This window comes from Actinoplanes sp. NPDC020271, assembly GCF_044388125.1.
Classification (GTDB): domain Bacteria; phylum Actinomycetota; class Actinomycetes; order Mycobacteriales; family Micromonosporaceae; genus Actinoplanes.
In genome coordinates this window covers 57,365-72,852 of the sequence record NZ_JBIRWQ010000031.1, presented here as the reverse complement: position 1 = coordinate 72,852, position 15,488 = coordinate 57,365, and the positions used below count along the sequence as shown (strand labels likewise).

At 72.7% G+C, this 15,488-nt stretch carries 12 protein-coding genes; 3 read left to right on the top strand and 9 right to left on the bottom strand.

What is annotated here, in order from left to right; genetic code table 11:
• Window positions 1-129: 129 nt before the first annotated feature.
• Window positions 130-1,212 (top strand): CaiB/BaiF CoA transferase family protein, encoded by a 1,083-nt coding sequence (locus tag ACH442_RS41150; RefSeq protein ID WP_396343566.1) that lies wholly within the window; start codon window positions 130-132, stop codon window positions 1,210-1,212.
• Window positions 1,213-1,398: 186 nt separating this feature from the next.
• On the opposite strand, the gene ACH442_RS41145 is transcribed toward ACH442_RS41150, so the two are convergent.
• The 4 genes from ACH442_RS41145 to ACH442_RS41130 form a co-directional block, all read right to left on the bottom strand.
• Window positions 1,399-2,451 (bottom strand): diguanylate cyclase domain-containing protein, encoded by a 1,053-nt coding sequence (locus ACH442_RS41145; protein ID WP_396343565.1) that lies wholly within the window; start codon window positions 2,449-2,451, stop codon window positions 1,399-1,401.
• A gap of 82 nt (window positions 2,452-2,533) precedes the next feature.
• Complete coding sequence (locus tag ACH442_RS41140) at window positions 2,534-4,015, bottom strand: methyl-accepting chemotaxis protein (protein WP_396343564.1); 1,482 nt, start codon at window positions 4,013-4,015, stop codon at window positions 2,534-2,536.
• Window positions 4,016-4,215: 200 nt separating this feature from the next.
• Complete coding sequence (locus ACH442_RS41135) at window positions 4,216-4,560, bottom strand: UBP-type zinc finger domain-containing protein (RefSeq protein WP_396343563.1); 345 nt, start codon at window positions 4,558-4,560, stop codon at window positions 4,216-4,218.
• 10 nt (window positions 4,561-4,570) lie between these two features.
• Window positions 4,571-4,951, bottom strand: a complete 381-nt coding sequence (locus ACH442_RS41130; protein ID WP_396343562.1) for a winged helix-turn-helix transcriptional regulator — start codon at window positions 4,949-4,951, stop codon at window positions 4,571-4,573.
• Between the two features lie 114 nt (window positions 4,952-5,065).
• On the opposite strand from ACH442_RS41130, the gene ACH442_RS41125 reads away from it, so the two are divergent.
• Entirely contained in the window at window positions 5,066-5,929 is an 864-nt protein-coding gene (locus ACH442_RS41125; RefSeq protein ID WP_396343561.1) for an SDR family oxidoreductase, read from the top strand.
• A 220-nt stretch (window positions 5,930-6,149) separates the two neighbouring features.
• Here the strand turns inward: ACH442_RS41125 and ACH442_RS41120 are convergent, their stop codons facing one another.
• A complete protein-coding gene (locus tag ACH442_RS41120; RefSeq protein WP_396343560.1) occupies window positions 6,150-6,644 on the bottom strand; it encodes an aminoacyl-tRNA deacylase in 495 nt (164 codons plus the stop codon).
• Window positions 6,645-6,692: 48 nt separating this feature from the next.
• Between ACH442_RS41120 and ACH442_RS41115 the strand changes: the two genes are divergently transcribed.
• Window positions 6,693-7,067, top strand: a complete 375-nt coding sequence (locus tag ACH442_RS41115; RefSeq protein ID WP_396343559.1) for a DUF427 domain-containing protein — start codon at window positions 6,693-6,695, stop codon at window positions 7,065-7,067.
• On the opposite strand, the gene ACH442_RS41110 is transcribed toward ACH442_RS41115, so the two are convergent.
• The 4 genes from ACH442_RS41110 to ACH442_RS41095 form a co-directional block, all read right to left on the bottom strand.
• Window positions 7,054-8,061, bottom strand: a complete 1,008-nt coding sequence (locus ACH442_RS41110; protein WP_396343558.1) for a TIGR03617 family F420-dependent LLM class oxidoreductase — start codon at window positions 8,059-8,061, stop codon at window positions 7,054-7,056. The genes ACH442_RS41115 and ACH442_RS41110 overlap by 14 nt on opposite strands.
• 32 nt (window positions 8,062-8,093) lie before the next feature.
• Window positions 8,094-9,152 carry a P1 family peptidase gene (locus tag ACH442_RS41105; RefSeq protein WP_396343557.1) on the bottom strand — a complete coding sequence of 353 codons (1,059 nt, stop codon included), beginning with the start codon at window positions 9,150-9,152 and terminating at the stop codon, window positions 8,094-8,096.
• A gap of 330 nt (window positions 9,153-9,482) precedes the next feature.
• Window positions 9,483-12,506 carry an FtsX-like permease family protein gene (locus ACH442_RS41100; RefSeq protein ID WP_396343556.1) on the bottom strand — a complete coding sequence of 1,008 codons (3,024 nt, stop codon included), beginning with the start codon at window positions 12,504-12,506 and terminating at the stop codon, window positions 9,483-9,485.
• Window positions 12,503-15,466, bottom strand: a complete 2,964-nt coding sequence (locus ACH442_RS41095) for an FtsX-like permease family protein (protein WP_396343555.1) — start codon at window positions 15,464-15,466, stop codon at window positions 12,503-12,505. Before ACH442_RS41095 ends, ACH442_RS41100 begins: the two co-directional genes overlap by 4 nt.
• Between the last annotated feature and the right edge of the window lie 22 nt (window positions 15,467-15,488).

Here is a 15,488-nt window from a genome sequence, read left to right as displayed (position 1 = left end):
CAGGCGAGGGCCAGGAGCACATGCCCAAGGCAGGCACAGCATGAGCGACTGCACCGAGCGGCCGCCGGCCGCACTTGCCGACGGCCTCGCAGGCGAGGGCCAGGAGCACATGCCCAAGGCAGGCACAGCATGACCGCGCTGAGCGGGATCCGGGTGGTCGAGCTGGCCGGGTTGGCGCCCGGCCCGTTCGGCTGCATGGTCCTGGCCGACCTCGGCGCCGACGTCGTGCTCGTCGACCGCCCCGGCGGCGCCGGACCGCTCGTTCCGCCGCCCGGTCCGCTGCAGCGCGGCCGGCGGGCGGTCAGCCTGGACCTGAAGACCGCCGACGGACTGACCGGTCTGCTCACGCTCGCCGAGAAGGCCGACGTGCTGGTCGAGGGCTACCGCCCCGGCGTCGCCGAACGCCTCGGCTTCGGCCCGGAGACCTGCCACAAGATCAACCCCCGATTGGTGTACGGGCGGATGACCGGCTGGGGGCAGGACGGCCCGCTCGCCGCGGCGGTGGGTCACGACATCGACTACCTGGCCGTCGCCGGTGCGCTGGAGCCGCTGGGCCGTTCCGGCGAGCGCCCGCACGCCCCGATCAACCTGCTCGCCGACTTCGCCGGGGGCGGCATGCTCCTCGCCGTCGGGGTGCTCGCCGCGCTGCTGGAACGAGAGCGTTCCGGGCGGGGTCAGGTGGTCGACGCCGCGATGGTGGACGGGTCGGCGCTGCTCACCACGTTCCTGCGCGGGATGATCGACGACGGGATGTGGCGGGGCGGGCGCGGGGAGAACCTGCTCGACGGCGGGGCGCCGTTCTACGACACGTACCGGGCGTCGGACGGGGGTCACCTCGCCGTCGGGGCGATCGAACCGCAGTTCTACGCGGCGTTGCTGACGGGACTCGGGCTCGAGGACGACCCGGACCTGCCGGGGCAGTTCGAGCATCGGCGCTGGCCGGAACTGCGACAGGTGTTCACCGAACGGTTCGCCGCGCGGACCCGGGACGAGTGGGCGGAGACCTTCGCGGGACTCGACGCGTGCGTGAGCCCGGTGCTCACCCCGGCCGAGGCCCCGGCGCATCCGCACAACCGGGCGCGGTCCACGTTCGTCGAGGTCGGCGGGACGCTGCAACCAGCTCCGGCGCCGCGATTCGGGCGTACGCCGGCAAGCGTCCCGGAACCGTGCCGGGCCGCGACCGTACCGGAAATCCTGGAATCGTGGTCTTGATCTTGACTTGGGCCCGGGATGGGGCCGCCCAGCCGGACCGTTTGCCGGACCGGCCCGGCTGGGCGGCGTCTGACCGCGGCCTGCGCCGCGTGTGCCTTTGCGGTCAACGCCATACGGGCATACGTGGGGCTCAACGCCGCCAGCGGCGGAACGGCACGCCCGGCACGCGGAACGTCAGATGGTGAATCATGCCGCCCGTCCGGCGTGTTTCTCCCGGTACATGGCGGCGTCCGCCTCCGCCGTCAGCATGTCCAGATCGGCCCTGCCACCGGCCGGACGGAGCGCCACGCCGATGCTGACGCCCACGGTCACCTCCCGCCCGTCGCTGATCGGCACCGGTCGCGCAACGGCCTCCCGGATCCGCTCGCCCACCTCGGCGGCGGCCTGCGCGCCGGCATCCGGCAGCAGCACCATGAACTCGTCGCCGCCCAGCCGCCCGGCCACGTCGTCCGGGCCGATCACGGCGGTCAGCCGCTGCGCCACCCGGTGCAGCAGCGCATCCCCGGCCGCGTGGCCGTGGCCGTCGTTGACCTGCTTGAACCCGTTGAGGTCGAGCAGCAGCACGGCCAGCCGGCGGCTGGTCCACTGCTCGGCGCAATCGGCGAGGCGGGCGCGGTTCGGCAGGCCGGTGAGATTGTCGTGCGACGCCTGATGCTGCAGCTCGCGCCGGACCTGCTGGAGCATGGTCAGCTGGCGCTGGAACGCGCTGGCCTGCGCGCCGGTGATCACCGCGATCATGATGTTCAGGCAGGTCGCACCAGGAAGCTCGCCGGGGTCGAGCGGCATCGCCAGCAGCGACGCCGAGGTGATCGCCCAGATCGCCAGAGCGCCGGGCAGCTGGTGCCGGATCGCCGCGATGGCGATCGACAGGCTCAGCAGCGGCCAGGTCGGCTGCGACGTGTACCGCTCGCTGAAGGTCACGAAGAGCACCAAGGCCAGCGTGTCCAGCACGACCTGCAGCACGCTGAGCCGGGTGTACCACCGCGAGCCGGGCCGCCGGAGACCGAGCACGGACAGCACACTCGCCGCGGCCATCACCGCCGTGCCGCTCATGCACGCGGCGGTGAGGACCGGATCGACCGTCGTCGGGCCGATCCCGCTGTCGCCCAGGCCGTAGAGCGGCGTGACCACCATGCCGATGAACCGCGCCACCAGAGCGGCGGCCTCGACCATCCGCCGCCGGGAAAGCAGCGTGTCGTCGAGAGCCGCCGCCTCCCGCTGGACGGTCTCCGTGCGCATGGACCTTCCATCGGCATGGAACGCCCGGACATGAGCGAAGGGCCGGTCGCGCACGGCGACCGGCCCCTCGTGACGTACGAGATCAGAACTTGAACGCGCTCACCAGGGTGCGCAGCTCCTCCGCGGTCCGGGAGACCTCCTCGCTGGCCTCACGGGTCTGGTTGACACCGCTGACCGTGGCGCCGCTGGCCGCCGAGACGTCGTTGATGTTCGCGGCGATCCGGTTCGAGCCGGCCGCCACCTCACCGATGCTGCGGGACATCTCGCCGGTCGTGGCGGTCTGCTCCTCGACCGCCGAGGCGATCGTCGTCTGGAAGTCGTTGATCTGCGCGATGACCTCGGAGATGCGGTTGATGACCTCGACCGCGCCGCCGGTGTCCTGCTGGATCGCGTTGACCCGGGCGCCGATGTCCTCGGTGGCACGGGCGGTCTCCTGGGCCAGGTCCTTGACCTCGGAGGCGACCACGGCGAAGCCCTTGCCGGCGTCACCGGCGCGCGCGGCCTCGATCGTGGCGTTCAGCGCGAGCAGGTTGGTCTGCTCGGCGATGCTGGTGATCAGCTTGATCACGTTGCCGATCTCGGCCGAGGACTCGCCGAGCTTACGGATCGTCTCGGTGGCCGCGGCGGCCTCGGAGACCGCGATCGAGGCGACCTGGGCGGCGTCGGCGGCGTTGCGGGAGATCTCCCGGATCGACAGGCCCATCTCCTCCGAGCCGGCCGCGACGCTCTGCACGTTGCGGGAGATCTCGTCGGCCTCGGCCGCGGCCGAGGAGCTCTGCCGGTCGGTGTTGTCGACCGCGGCGGCGATCTCGCCGGAGACCGCGGCCAGCTCGGTCGAGGCGGTCGCGAGGGCGTCGGAGTCCTTGGCGATGGTGACCATCGACTCGCGCAGCTTGTCGAGGGTACGGTCCAGGCCCTGAGCCATGGTGCCGAGCTCGTCGCGGCTGGTGATGCCGCTGCGCTCGGTCAGGTCGCCGTTGTCGAGGGCGTCGATCACTTTGCCGATCTTGCGGATCGGGCCGAGGATCGAGCGGACCATCGGGATCGCCATGCCGATCAGCAGGGCCAGGCCGACCAGCATGACCGCGATCGCGGTCCAGCGGGTCGACGAGATCGCCTTGTCCATGTCCGATTTCTCGGTGCCGATCTGGCCCTCGACGAGCTCGGTGAGCGCGTCGAGTTCGTCGTCGGTCTTGTTGTTCATCGGCGGGATCTCGTCGATCCGGCTCGCCACCGACTTCGGGTCGGCGACGCCGTCGTCCACGAACTTCTTGATGAACGCGCTGAAGTCGTCGAAATCGCCGGAGTAGCTCTTGAACTGGTCGGTGATCGCGGCCGGCAGGCCACACTCGAAGACTGCTGCCGAAGCATCGACCGAGGACTGGATGTCGTCCACCACGTCCTGGGAGACGTCCTGGCCGAGGGCCGCCCGGTAGGCGTCGACCTTCAACTCGCTCTGACGGTTGTTCAGGTGGTTCAGGGCCGCGGAGCCGCACATCAGCTGGCTGACCTTGAGACCCTGATCAGCCACCTGATCCTGGCCGATCAGGGCGATGGCGCCCATACCGCCGAGTGTGATCGCGCCCGTGGCGACGATGATGCCCAGCCGTTTGGCTGTGCCGATATTTTCCAGGCCTAGCATCTTCCCCCCACGGTTGTCCGACTGCAAACACTTTCGGCCGCATGCCGGATCACCTGAGGGTAAGAAAAGGCCTTTGTCCCGTTTGCTGGGTTTCCATCGGGTTGCAAACGGGACATCAAGTCCTAGCGGTGAATCTTGAACCGCCAGTCGTCGGGAACCGCGCCGGCCGGGCCAGGGGTCGGCTGACCTTCCGGCCGGCTGTGCGCCGGAGCCAGCTCAGGGCCGTTGAAGCCCTCCTCGGTCTCGAAATTCCAGAACCAGTCCTCGCCGGGCTCGAACGACTGGATCACCGGGTGACCGGTCTCCCGGAAGTGGGCCGTGGCGTGCTGCGACGGGGAGGTGTCACAGCAGCCGATGTGCCCGCACTGCGCACATCGGCGCAGGTGGACCCACCAGCCGCCGGAATCGAGGCACTCCACACAACCGGTGCCGGACGGCGGGACATCGGGCTGAATCGACGCACTCACGCGGGGAAACCTACCTCACGACCCGGTCGTAGTCCTCCTGCGCGGCCCGCATCTGATCCATCTCACTCTCGAGCAGCTCGATGAGCTCCTTCAGCTTGCCCGCGACGCGCTCGCCGAGCGGGGTCAAGCTGTACTCCACCCGGGGCGGGATGGTGGCCTGCACCTCGCGGCGGACCAGGCCGTCACGCTCCAGTGCCTGCAGGGTCTGGGCCAGCATCTTCTCGCTCACACCGTCGACACGGCGGCGCAGGGCGTTGAAGCGATAGGCGCCGTCGAGCAGCGCGGCCAGGGCGAGGCCGCCCCATTTGCCGGTGACATCGGCCATCACGCCGCGGGAGGCGCAGTCCCGGGCGAAGACGCTGGGGATCAGGTCGTCGGCGGGATCAGTCATGCGCTGAAGAATACCCAGGTTTCTTTTGTGGCGGCACACACCCGGAGTTGGCACTTTCAAAAAGTTAGTGCATTCTCAGATGCAGCACTCCCCGCCGATCCTCAAGGAGTTCCCATGACCACCATCGCTGTCACCGGCGCCACCGGACACCTCGGCCGTCTCGTCGTGGACGCCCTGATCAACCGCGGTGTCGAGCCCGGCTCGATCGTCGCCGCGGTGCGCAGCCCGGAGAAGGCGGCCGGCCTGCTCGCCCGCGGTGTCCAGGTCCGCGAGGCCGACTTCGACAAGCCGGAGACCCTGGCCGGCGCGTTCGCCGGCGTCGACAAGCTGCTGCTCGTCTCGACCAGCGACCCGGGCAACCGGCTCACCCAGCACACCGCGGCGATCGACGCGGCCAAGGCGGCCGGGGTGGGCTTCGTGGCCTACACCAGCATCCTGCGCGCCGACACCACGCCGGTCCTGCTCGCCGCCGACCACAAGGCGACCGAGGAACTGCTGGCGGCGTCCGGCCTGCGGCACTCGTTCCTGCGCAACGGGTGGTACATCGAGAACTACACCGCCCAGATCCCGACCGTGAAGCAGACCGGCGGGTTCCTGGGCAGCGCCGGCGAGGGACGGATCGCGGGCGCGACCCGGCTCGACTACGCCGAGGCGGCGGCCGCGGTGCTGCTGTCGGAGGAGCCGAAGACCGCGTACGAGTTGGGCGGCGACCAGCCGTTCACGATGGCGGAGCTGGCCGCCGAGGTCGGCAAGCAGCTCGGCACCGAGATCGGTTACACCGACGTGCCGGCCGACAAGCTGGTCGAGATTCTCTCCGGCGCGGGCGTGCCCGAGGGGTTCGCGGCGATCCTCGCCGACACCGACGTGCACGTGCGGGAGAACGGCGCCCTCGACAACCCCGGCACCGACCTGCACGACCTGATCGGCCGCCCCACCACCCCCCTCGCCGACGCAGTCTCTGAAGCCCTCAAAGCCTGACCCAGCGCAACCCACCGCATCCCACCCGCCGACGCGACACCCAAACCCTCAAAGGCCCGACCCGAACGCAACCCCACCGCATCCCACCCGCCAACGCGACAGCCAAACCCTCAAAGGCCCGACCCGAACGCAACCCCACCGCATTCCGCCCGTCGATGCCGAGACCGCCGAAAAATGGCAAGCAAAGCGCAGTCATTTTTCGGTGGTCTCGGCATCGACCTCAAGGGGCGGAATGCCCGCCGAGCGAAGCGAGGCCATCAAACTCAGTGACGTCGGCGAACATTCCGTCCAGGGCGGCCACCGCGTCGTCGGCACTGACCCGCAGGCCGACGCCGCGCTCGCCCGCTCCGAGACTGATCGTGCGGCCCTTGGTGCGTTCGTCGGCGATCACCGGCCACGCCGTCGACGAGCCGAACGGGGTGATGGTGCCCCGCTCGTAACCGGTGGCCTCCTTGGCGGTCGCCGCGTCGGGCATCGACAGCCGGTTCACGCCGAGGAGCGCGCGCAATTTGGGCCACGAGATGGAACGGTTGCCGGGCACCAGCACGAACAGGTAGGAGTCGGGCCCACGACGTACCACCAAGGTTTTGACCAGATCCTGAATGTCGACGCCCTGGACCGCGGCAGCCTCGGTGACGCTGCTCACCGGCCCGTGCCGGACCACCTCGTGGGCCAGCCCGAATCCGGTCACGGCGGCGATCGCAGCATTCGTCACGCGATCACGGTAGTAGTTTTGGAGCCGTCCGAACCAGGAGGGAACTCGATGAGTGACAGGCCTCGCAAGCAGCCCGGACCCGACCACCCCATCACCGTCACGCCGACCGGGGAACGGGTCGTGGTGACCGTCGCCGGCAAGGTGGTGGCCGACACGCAGAACGCGCTCAGCCTGCGTGAGGCGACGTATCCGCCGGTGCAGTACGTGCCGCTCGCGGACGTCGACCAGTCGTTGCTGGAGCGCACCGGCACGCAGACCTACTGCCCGTACAAGGGTGAGGCCGGCTACTACTCGATCACGGTCGACGACACCACCGCCGTCGACGCGATCTGGGAGTACACGAACCCCTACGACGCGGTCGCGCAGATCAAGGACCACGTCGCCTTCTACCCCGACAGGGTGGAGAGCATCACGGTCGGCTGATCGCCGAGCGGACCGCTGCCAGCTGGTAGCGGTCCGCCTCGTAAGGGGTGTAGAGCGAAATGCGGTCGATGATCGTACCGAATCGGGTTTTCAGTTGATCGGCGACCGATGCCGGGTCACCGGAGACCGCGAAGGCGTCCAGGACCTCGTCGGTGATCTCCGCGCCCATCGCCACCCAGTCCTGCCGGCGTGACAGCAGGTTCAGCCGGTCGGCGAGCTCACCCCAGCCGTGCACCTCCAGCACCGGACGGTAGGACGGCGTCGACGCGTAGAACGCGATCTGCCGCCGCACCGCCTCCTCCGCCTTCGCCCGCTGCGCCGCGTCGGCACCCAGCACCACGAACGCGGACAGACTCAACGTGAAACCGTCCATCGACCCGCCACGGGCCTCCCGCAGGGCCGGCAGCAACCTGCCGGTCAGGTAAGGCACGCTGGTCAGCGGATGCACCAGCAGCCCGTCCGCCACCCGGCCGGCCGCCGCCGTCATCAACTCGCCCACCGCGGCCAGCTCGACCGGCGGATTCCCGTGCGGATTCGGCCCCGGGTCGAAGAACTCGCTCATCAGCGTGTGCTTGTAGAACTCGCCGCGGAACATCAGCCGCTCACCCGTCGCCCACGCGTGCCAGATCGCCCGCACCGCCGCGACGAACTCCTCCATCCGCGCCGCCGGACGACCCCACGGCATCGAGAACCGCCGCTCGATATGCGGCTTGACCTGCGAACCCAACCCCAGCCGGAATCGGCCCTCGGAGATCAGCTGCAAGTCGTTGGCCAGCACCGCGACATTCATCGGATTCCGCGCGAACGCCACCGCGATCCCCGACTGCAGCGAGATCCGCTCCGTCGCCCGGGCCACCAGCGTCAACGTCGTGAAGACGTCATGCCGGGTCTCCGCCGCGCCGAACCCGTCATAACCGACCTGCTCGGCCGAGACGGCGGCCGCTTCGGTCTCGGCGGGCGACGCACTGACCGGCGCGGTGAAGTCAACCAGCATCCGTCAGTCATAACACCTGCACAAACCCACAATCATTCCGGGGGTACGTCGTCGACCCCGCCGGGTGTGACCGCCGCCCGGATCGCCTCGGCCATCACCTCCGCGGCCACCGCGCGAATCAGATCCAGGTCGACGCCGTCAGTGACCTCACCCGTGGCGAGGGCGACCACGGCATCGCCGTCGTAGCGGGAATGCGCCGGGTGCAGGGCCCGGGCGAAACCGGTGTGGCCGCTCTGCGCCAGGAGCTGACAGTCGGCCTTGGACAGTTGCGCGTCGGTGATCAGCACGGCGATCGTGGTGTTCTGCCGCCCGAACCGGGCGGCCGGGCGTTCCACCGCGTCGTTGTCGAACAGCGGGCGGGCATCCGGACCCAGGACGTCGCCCCAGGCGTTGACCACGGCCAGAGCGGTGAGCCGGGTCGTGCCCGCCCGGCCGTCGGCGCGGCCCAGGCCGCCGGGGTCGAAGCGGCCGCGCCACTTGCCGGTTCGGGCGCCCGTTCCCGCGCCGGTCACCCCGGTGCGGAACTCGTCGCCGCGCAGAGCCGCCAGGGCCGCCGCCCGGCCGGCCTCGGCCGTCGGCGGGCCGGCAGGGTGCTCCTCGCCGCGCGGGGCGCCGGCAGGATGCTCCTCGTTGCGCGGGGCCGCGGTTCGGCCGGCCTCGGCAGTCGGCGGACCGGCAGGACGCTCCTCGCAGTGGGCCGCGGCCGTTGTCCCGGCGCTGCCGAAACCCACGGCGGGTGGGCCGGACGGGTTCCCCGGCAAGGCACCGACCGACTCGTCGAAGATCGACATCCCGACGACGATCGGCACCGGCCCGAACGCGGTCGGATAGCCCGTCCCCCGCTCCCGCAGCAGCCGCATCACCCCGTCCGCGGCAGCCAGCCCGAACGCCGAACCGCCGGAGAGCACCACCGCGTCGACCCGGTCGACCAGCCGCACCGGATCCAGCAGATCGAACTCCCGGGTGGCCGGCGCACCGCCACGAACCTCCCCGGAGCCGACGGTCCCCGGCGGCGGCAGGATCACCGTGACACCGGTGCCGTCCCCGGTCCAGTTGCCGACGTGGGCGGAGAGCAGCTGCGGATCGCTCACCCGGCCATACTAGATCCACCTGGGATTCTCCGGGGTGTCCACATCAGCGGGTCGTCCACAAGGCGACAGCCTGATCGTGGGCTGGGCCGGGACAATGGTCGGTGGGCGGCCTGCCCCCGGTTGGGGTGGGGACTGAGTTCGGGTGGGGGCTGAGTTCGGGTGGGGACTGAGTTCGGGTGGGGACCGAGTTCGGGTGGGGACTGAGTTCGGGTGGGGACCGAGTCCGGCCCGGGGCGGTCGACAGCGGAACGCCGCGACGTCCCCCAGGCCCCGGGCAACGGCTCGGAATCCCGGCAGTCACGTGTGCTTCGCCGGCCCGCCTGGTCCTCGTCAGGGGACCCGGCGCAACGTCCGCCGACCGGCGAGCAGCGCTGTCCCGCCGAGCAGCACCGCCAGCGCCACCGCCGCCAGCAGCAGGCTGATCACTCCTGGCCAGGACGGCAAGGGCAGCGGCGGTGGGTTCAGCCCGGACAGCGGCAGCGCCCACCCGGTTGCCGCCCATCCGGCGACCGCGATCACCAGCCCGGCCGGCACCGCGGCCAGGGCCAGCGCCGGGTACGACCAGAGCGCCGCCCGGCGCACCGCCGCCCGCGACAGTCCCTGGGTGCGCAGCACGGTCAGGTCCTCCACCTGCCGCTCCCGCCCGGCCGCGGCGGTGATCACCAGGACTCCGGCGGCCAGTAGTGCGACCAGTACGGCGACGAGTGCGCCGTACCCGAGGGCCACGGCCGCTCCCTGCTGCGCGAGGCGGGCCGCGAGCTGCTCGGACCGGAGGTCGCCGGTGAACGTGAGCCCTTGCGCGGCCAGCCGGTCGACCATGTCGGCCGGTGCCCGCGGCGACAGCCACACCTGGCCGGTCAGGATGCGGTTGCCGTCGGTGGCGAGCCGGTCGGCGTACTCCAGGTCGACCATCAGGGCCGGCCCGCCGATCTGCGGGATGGCCGGCAGCCGCCCGGCGATGGTGACCCGCGCCGGGCGGAAGTCGAACCCGTTCACCGCGCCGGGCGCGAACGTCCCGGTCGCCACCGCCGGCAACGGCCACGGCGTGTCGACGGGCTGCAAGTACAGGCCTTCCGGCAGGTTGTCCATGTTGGTCAGCTCGAGGCGCAGCCCGTCCGCGCCGGCGACGGCTCGGCCGCCCGGGCTGACCCGCCACCCGGCCGGGTCGGTACCGCCGAGTCCGTGCAGCGTGAGCACGCCCTGCACGCCGAGCGTGTTCGCCCCGCTGACGTGCAGCGCGTTGAGCCGGCAGCCCTCGGCCTTGCACTGCGGCGCCGGGTAGGTGTAGGTGTGCCGCCCCGGCCGGGGCACGCCCATCGGCGCGACCACGTCCGGCCCGCTGCCGTCCACCGGCGACAGGATCGCGTCCACACTGACCATCCGCCCCGGCCGGAATCCGTCGGCGCTCAGATCCAGCGTGAACGTCGCCGCGCCCGCCGTCACGACCGGTTTCGCCGTCTCCGGACGAAGAAGATCGACCATTTTCCCGTACGGCGTCCCGCCCGGCCAGTTCGCGACGGCCGCCAGCCGCGGCGTGTCCACGGCCAGCACCGGCGGCTGGTCGGGTCGCTGCGGGACGACGACCGCGGCCATCGCGTACCGTGCGTCCGGGTCGGCCCGGTGCACCGCGGTGAGCAGTTGGGCCCGGCCGACCGCCCCGACCGACAGCACCCGGTCCGCGCCGACACCCAGGTCGGCCTGGATGCGGCGGCTGTGCGCGGCCACGTCGGAGGCGGCGACCATGTACGCGCTCACGGCCACCGCCGCCACGAGCAGCGCGAGCACCCGCCCGGTCGCCCCGCGCCGCGACAGCATCAGCCAGGTCAGGCCGGGTCCGAGCCGTCCGCGGCCCAGTGCGCGGTGTCCGAGGCGGGCGGCGGCCGGCCGCAGTGCCCGCGCCACCAGCAGCGCGAGGGCGAGCATGACCAGCGCCGGGGCCGCCGAGCCGATGCCGACCAGGTCACCGCCGCCGACCGCGAGTTGCACGGCGGCGCCGGCGGCGAGCGCGACGATCAGGATGTCGACGGTGATGCCGGCCCAGCGGCCGGGCACCGGGGCGCGGCGCAGCAGTTCGGTCACCGGGCGCAGCAATGTCACGCCCTGGGCGAGGAGCACGGCGAGGACCGCGGCTGCCGCGGCCAGCGGTGCGTACCGCAGTGAGTCCGGGTGCGGGTCGGCGCCGACGCCGGGCCAGCGGATCGCCACCACGGCGTCGACGAGCAGCTGCCCGGCGAGGGCTCCGGCGATCGTGCCGGCGAGGACCGCGACCAGGCTCTCCCCGGTGGCCAGCAGCCAGCGGTGGTGTTGTCGCGAGCCGCGCAGGGCGATCACCGCGATCTCCGGCCGGCGGACCTCGGCACCGGCCGCGACGGCGAGCAGGATGGCCAGGCAGGCGAGCACGACCAGGGCGACCGCGGGCACAGGCACGATCCGGCGGGCGGTGGTGTGCCCCTCGTCGATGCGGGCCAGCAGTTTCGGGATTCCGGTCTGCAGTTGCAGGCCCTCGGCGGTGGTGGCGTTGTCCAGCCCGGCGCCCACGTCGGCGATCCCGGCCTGCAGGCGGGTGAGGGCCGCGCGCAGGGCGGGCAGCCGGTCGGCGTCCAGCGCGCCGGGCCCGGCGTAGCCGTCGACGCTGAGCTGCACCTTGCCCCGGTCCATCAGGTCGAAAGTGGTCAGCCCGGTGAACGCGGGCTCGCCGGGAACGGTGCCGCCGGTCGCGTCCTCCGTGGTGAAGTAGCCGTGTTCGCCCCAGTAGACGTCGCCCGGGTCAGCGACCCGGTAGGTGCCGGCCAGGAAGAAGCTCTTCGGGATTCCGTCGGCGACGTACGCCAGCACCGCCGGGTCGGCGTTGTAGTACGCGTACGTCAGGTCCACCGACTGCCCGACCACGAGTTTCAGCCGTTGCGCGGCCTGCTCGCCCAGCACCAGGTCGCCCTCGCCGAGCAGGCAGCGCCCGGCCACGATGACCAGGTGCGCGCAGGCATCCTGCCGGTGCACCAGCCGGGTGCGGAAGCGGCTGTCCGTCTCCAGGCCCACGGTGGGGATCTCCGCCGCGTACGCGTACCGGAAGCCGGGCAGTTCGGCGAGCGCCTGCCCGGTGGTGGTGGCGATGTCGATCCCGCCGGTCGAGCTGTTGCCGCCGGGTTCCCGGCGATCCGGGTCGACCACCCGGATGGTGATCTCCTTCTCGGCGCGCTCGGCGTGGGCGACCTGCCCGGCGGCCACCACCCGGTCGGCGGCGCGCAGGTACGCCGGTGCCGCCACGGCCGGTGCCACCGCGAACGCGGCGAGCACGGCGAGCACAATGGCCGGTCCGCGCCGGGCCCAGACCATCGTCAGGATCAGCGAGATCATCGATCGGACCGACTTCCACGACGGGTTCCGGGGTTCCGGCCGGACACGGCGGTCATCCAGGACAGGGCGGTCAGGCAAAGCATGGCGGTCAGACCGGAGATCAGCAGTGGCCCCCATCCGAGGACGTCGGGTGGGGCCAGCAGCCGCCACCCGTCGACGAAGGCCGAGTCGGGCTCACCGGCCACCCGCCGGGCCGTCAGGGCGGCCAGCATCCCGCTCAGCACCGCGCCGGTGACCAGCGCGAACGGACCCAGGTAGCGGGTCGCGGCGAGGGTCGCGCCGGACACACCCTGCACCCGCAGGGCAGCCGCCGCCGCGCGTTGCGGGCCACGGTCGACCGAGGCGGCCACCGCCGCCGCGGCGGCCGCGGTGAGCAGTGCGATCACCGCGCAGAACATCGAGAAGCCGCCGGCCGGCGCGGTGCCCCGGCCCGGGGTGCGGCCGGCCCGCTTGACCGCGGTCTCGTCGGCGAGCACGGTCAGCCCGGCCTGCTTGAGCCGATCGACGACGGCGGCCGGCGCGTCGGCGGTCAGCCAGACCTGGGTGACCCCGGCCGGGTCGGCCTCGCCGGCGATCCGGCGCAGCGCGTCGAAGTCGGTCATCAGCCCACTCCCGCCGAGCACCGGCAGCACCGGGACCGCGGCGACGACCCGGGCCGGGACCTGCCCGGCGCCGGTCACGGTCAGTCCGGCCTCGCCGAAACGCCACGGCACCGGCGCCGGGCCGGCCAGCAGCAGCGGCAGCGGCAGGGCGGTGTCGACGGCGAACAGCCGGTCGCTCTCCGAGCGGGCCGAGCCGCGCGCCGGGCCGATGGCGAGCCCTTCGTGGCTGCCGGACAGTTCCAGCCCGCCGTCGCCGGCCACGGTGCGCCAGCGGGTCGCGTCGGCCAGCCGGTCGGCGCCGAGCAGGTCGGCGTCCGGCCCGAGCTGGGCCAGCGAGTGCAGCGTGATGGGTCGCTCGATCGGTTTGCCGTCGGTCCCGAGCTGGGTGGCGATCTGCCAGCGGACGAGCCGGCAGCCGCCGGCGCAGCCGATGACCGGCTCGGTGAGGGTCTGCTCGGTGGCCCGTGAGAGCTCGAACGTGATTTGGACCCGGTCGCCGGTGCTGTTGCTCTGCAGGACCACGTCGACGGTGGACGGCACGCCCCGCTCGTTGCGCACCTTCAGGACCAGCCGGCGGCCGGTGATCGGGGGGACCGGGTGGCTCTCCGCGGGCGGTTGCGGGCGCGGCCCGTACTCCGGACGCCAGACGCCGACCGCGGCGAGCCGCTCGGTGTCCACCGCGAGCACCTGCGGGGCGCCGGTGCGGTCGACGGCGGCGGCCATCGCGTACCGGCCTTCCGGGTCGGCGGTCGCGACCGCGCGTTCCAGCGCCGTCCAGTTCCGCGCGCTCACGGTCAGCACCCGGGCCGCGCCGAGCTCGGCCTCCGCCCGGGCGGTGTGCGCGACCCGGTCGGCCGCGGTCTCGCCGGTCGCCGTGACCAGGACCGCGACGGCGACGGCGAGCAGCGCGAAGACCCGGTCGAGGCCGGCCAGCCGGGACATCCGGACGGCGGTGAGCCCGAGCCGCAGCCGCCCGCCGCGCAGCGCGGCCGAGCCGCCCCGGTCGGCGGCCCGCATCAGGACCCGGGCCAGCAGCACGACGACCGCGACGGCGACCGCGATCGGGGCGAGCGCGCCGATGCCGGCGTCGGGGCTGCCGGACCGGGCCTGGTAGGCCGCGGCGACGGCGATCGCGACCAGCAGCACGTCGGTGAGCAGGGCGGCGATGCCGCCGCCGCGGGTGGCCGGCACCTCACGCTGCAGGGCGACCACCGGCGTACGGATCAGCAGCAGATCCCCGGCCACGAGCGTGACCAGCGCGACGAGCGGCACCACCGCGGCCGCCGCGACGGCGAGCACGCCCGCGGTCAGCGTGCCGGGACCGGCCATGAGCCGTCCGGCGGTGAGCCCGGCCGCCGCCCCGAGCAGGCCCCCGGCCAGCAGCGGCGCGAGGTGCTGCCCGGAGAGCAGGGTGATCAGCCGGCGCCGGGTCCCGCCGCGCATCTTGAGCAGCGCCGCGTCGCGCCGCCGGTCCCGGGCGGTGTAGCGGCCGGCCAGCGCGATCGCGTACCACCCCAGCAGCAGTGCCGGGACGGCGGCGAGCAGCACGGCCCGCAGGAGCCGCTCGTCGGCGCCGGACAGGTCCGCGCGCAGCCCCGCGGTCGGGTCGACGATCTCGCCGAGCGAGCCCGCCCGCGCGATCGTCTCGCCCAGGTCGTACCCGTCGTCGCCGCGCAGCAGCGCCACCGGGACCTCGGCGGACCAGGTGAAGACCGGCTGGCCGAGCGGCGTGCCGGTGAACGTCGCGGCGACCGTGAAGATCGGGTCGAGGCCGCTCTCGACCCGGAACAGCTCGTCGGCCCAGTACCCGGAGGAGAGGTCGGTGATCGCGTAGATGCCGGTGACCCGCATCGGGATCTTCGGCCCGGCCGAGCTGCCCTGCACGGCGAACTCGTCGCCGGGACCGACGCCGAGCCGGCCGGCGACCGTCTCGGTGAGCGCCGCGTCGCCGGCCGAGGCCGGGCACCGACCGGCGGAGAGCACGACGTGCCGGCAGAAGCCGTCGCGGTAGTCGACGTTGACGTGGTCGGCGACCCCGGTGGTGTCGGTGGCGCTCATCGGCCGGGCCAGCCCGGCGAAACCCTCGGCGCCGGGCATCGGCAGCGTGGTCCGCACCGACTCGCCGAACGCGGCCAGGGCGCCGACCGGGTCACCGCCGGTGTCGCTGTCCCAGTGCACGACGACCGTGCGCTGGGCTGCCGGGACCGAGTCCGCGGTGGTCGCGGCGCTGCGGGCGGCCGCGGTCAGCGCGAACCACGGCACCGCGGCGGCGACCGCCGACGGCAGCGCGGTCAGCAGCAGCAACGTCCAGGCCTGCGCGGCCCGCGAGCGCACGGCGCCCCAGAGGATCGTGAACATGCCCCCGCCTCACCCCCTGGGG

Bases quoted from the DNA above. Each gene is read 5' to 3' on its own strand.
- ACH442_RS41150 (WP_396343566.1), top strand. From the start codon at position 130: ATGACCGCGCTGAGCGGGATCCGGGTGGTCGAGCTGGCCGGGTTGGCG.
- ACH442_RS41145 (WP_396343565.1), bottom strand. From the start codon at position 2,451: ATGCGCACGGAGACCGTCCAGCGGGAGGCGGCGGCTCTCGACGACACG.
- ACH442_RS41140 (WP_396343564.1), bottom strand. From the start codon at position 4,015: ATGGGCGCCATCGCCCTGATCGGCCAGGATCAGGTGGCTGATCAGGGT.
- ACH442_RS41130 (WP_396343562.1), bottom strand. From the start codon at position 4,951: ATGACTGATCCCGCCGACGACCTGATCCCCAGCGTCTTCGCCCGGGAC.
- ACH442_RS41125 (WP_396343561.1), top strand. From the start codon at position 5,066: ATGACCACCATCGCTGTCACCGGCGCCACCGGACACCTCGGCCGTCTC.
- ACH442_RS41115 (WP_396343559.1), top strand. From the start codon at position 6,693: ATGAGTGACAGGCCTCGCAAGCAGCCCGGACCCGACCACCCCATCACC.
- ACH442_RS41110 (WP_396343558.1), bottom strand. From the start codon at position 8,061: ATGCTGGTTGACTTCACCGCGCCGGTCAGTGCGTCGCCCGCCGAGACC.
- ACH442_RS41100 (WP_396343556.1), bottom strand. From the start codon at position 12,506: ATGATCTCGCTGATCCTGACGATGGTCTGGGCCCGGCGCGGACCGGCC.
- ACH442_RS41095 (WP_396343555.1), bottom strand. From the start codon at position 15,466: ATGTTCACGATCCTCTGGGGCGCCGTGCGCTCGCGGGCCGCGCAGGCC.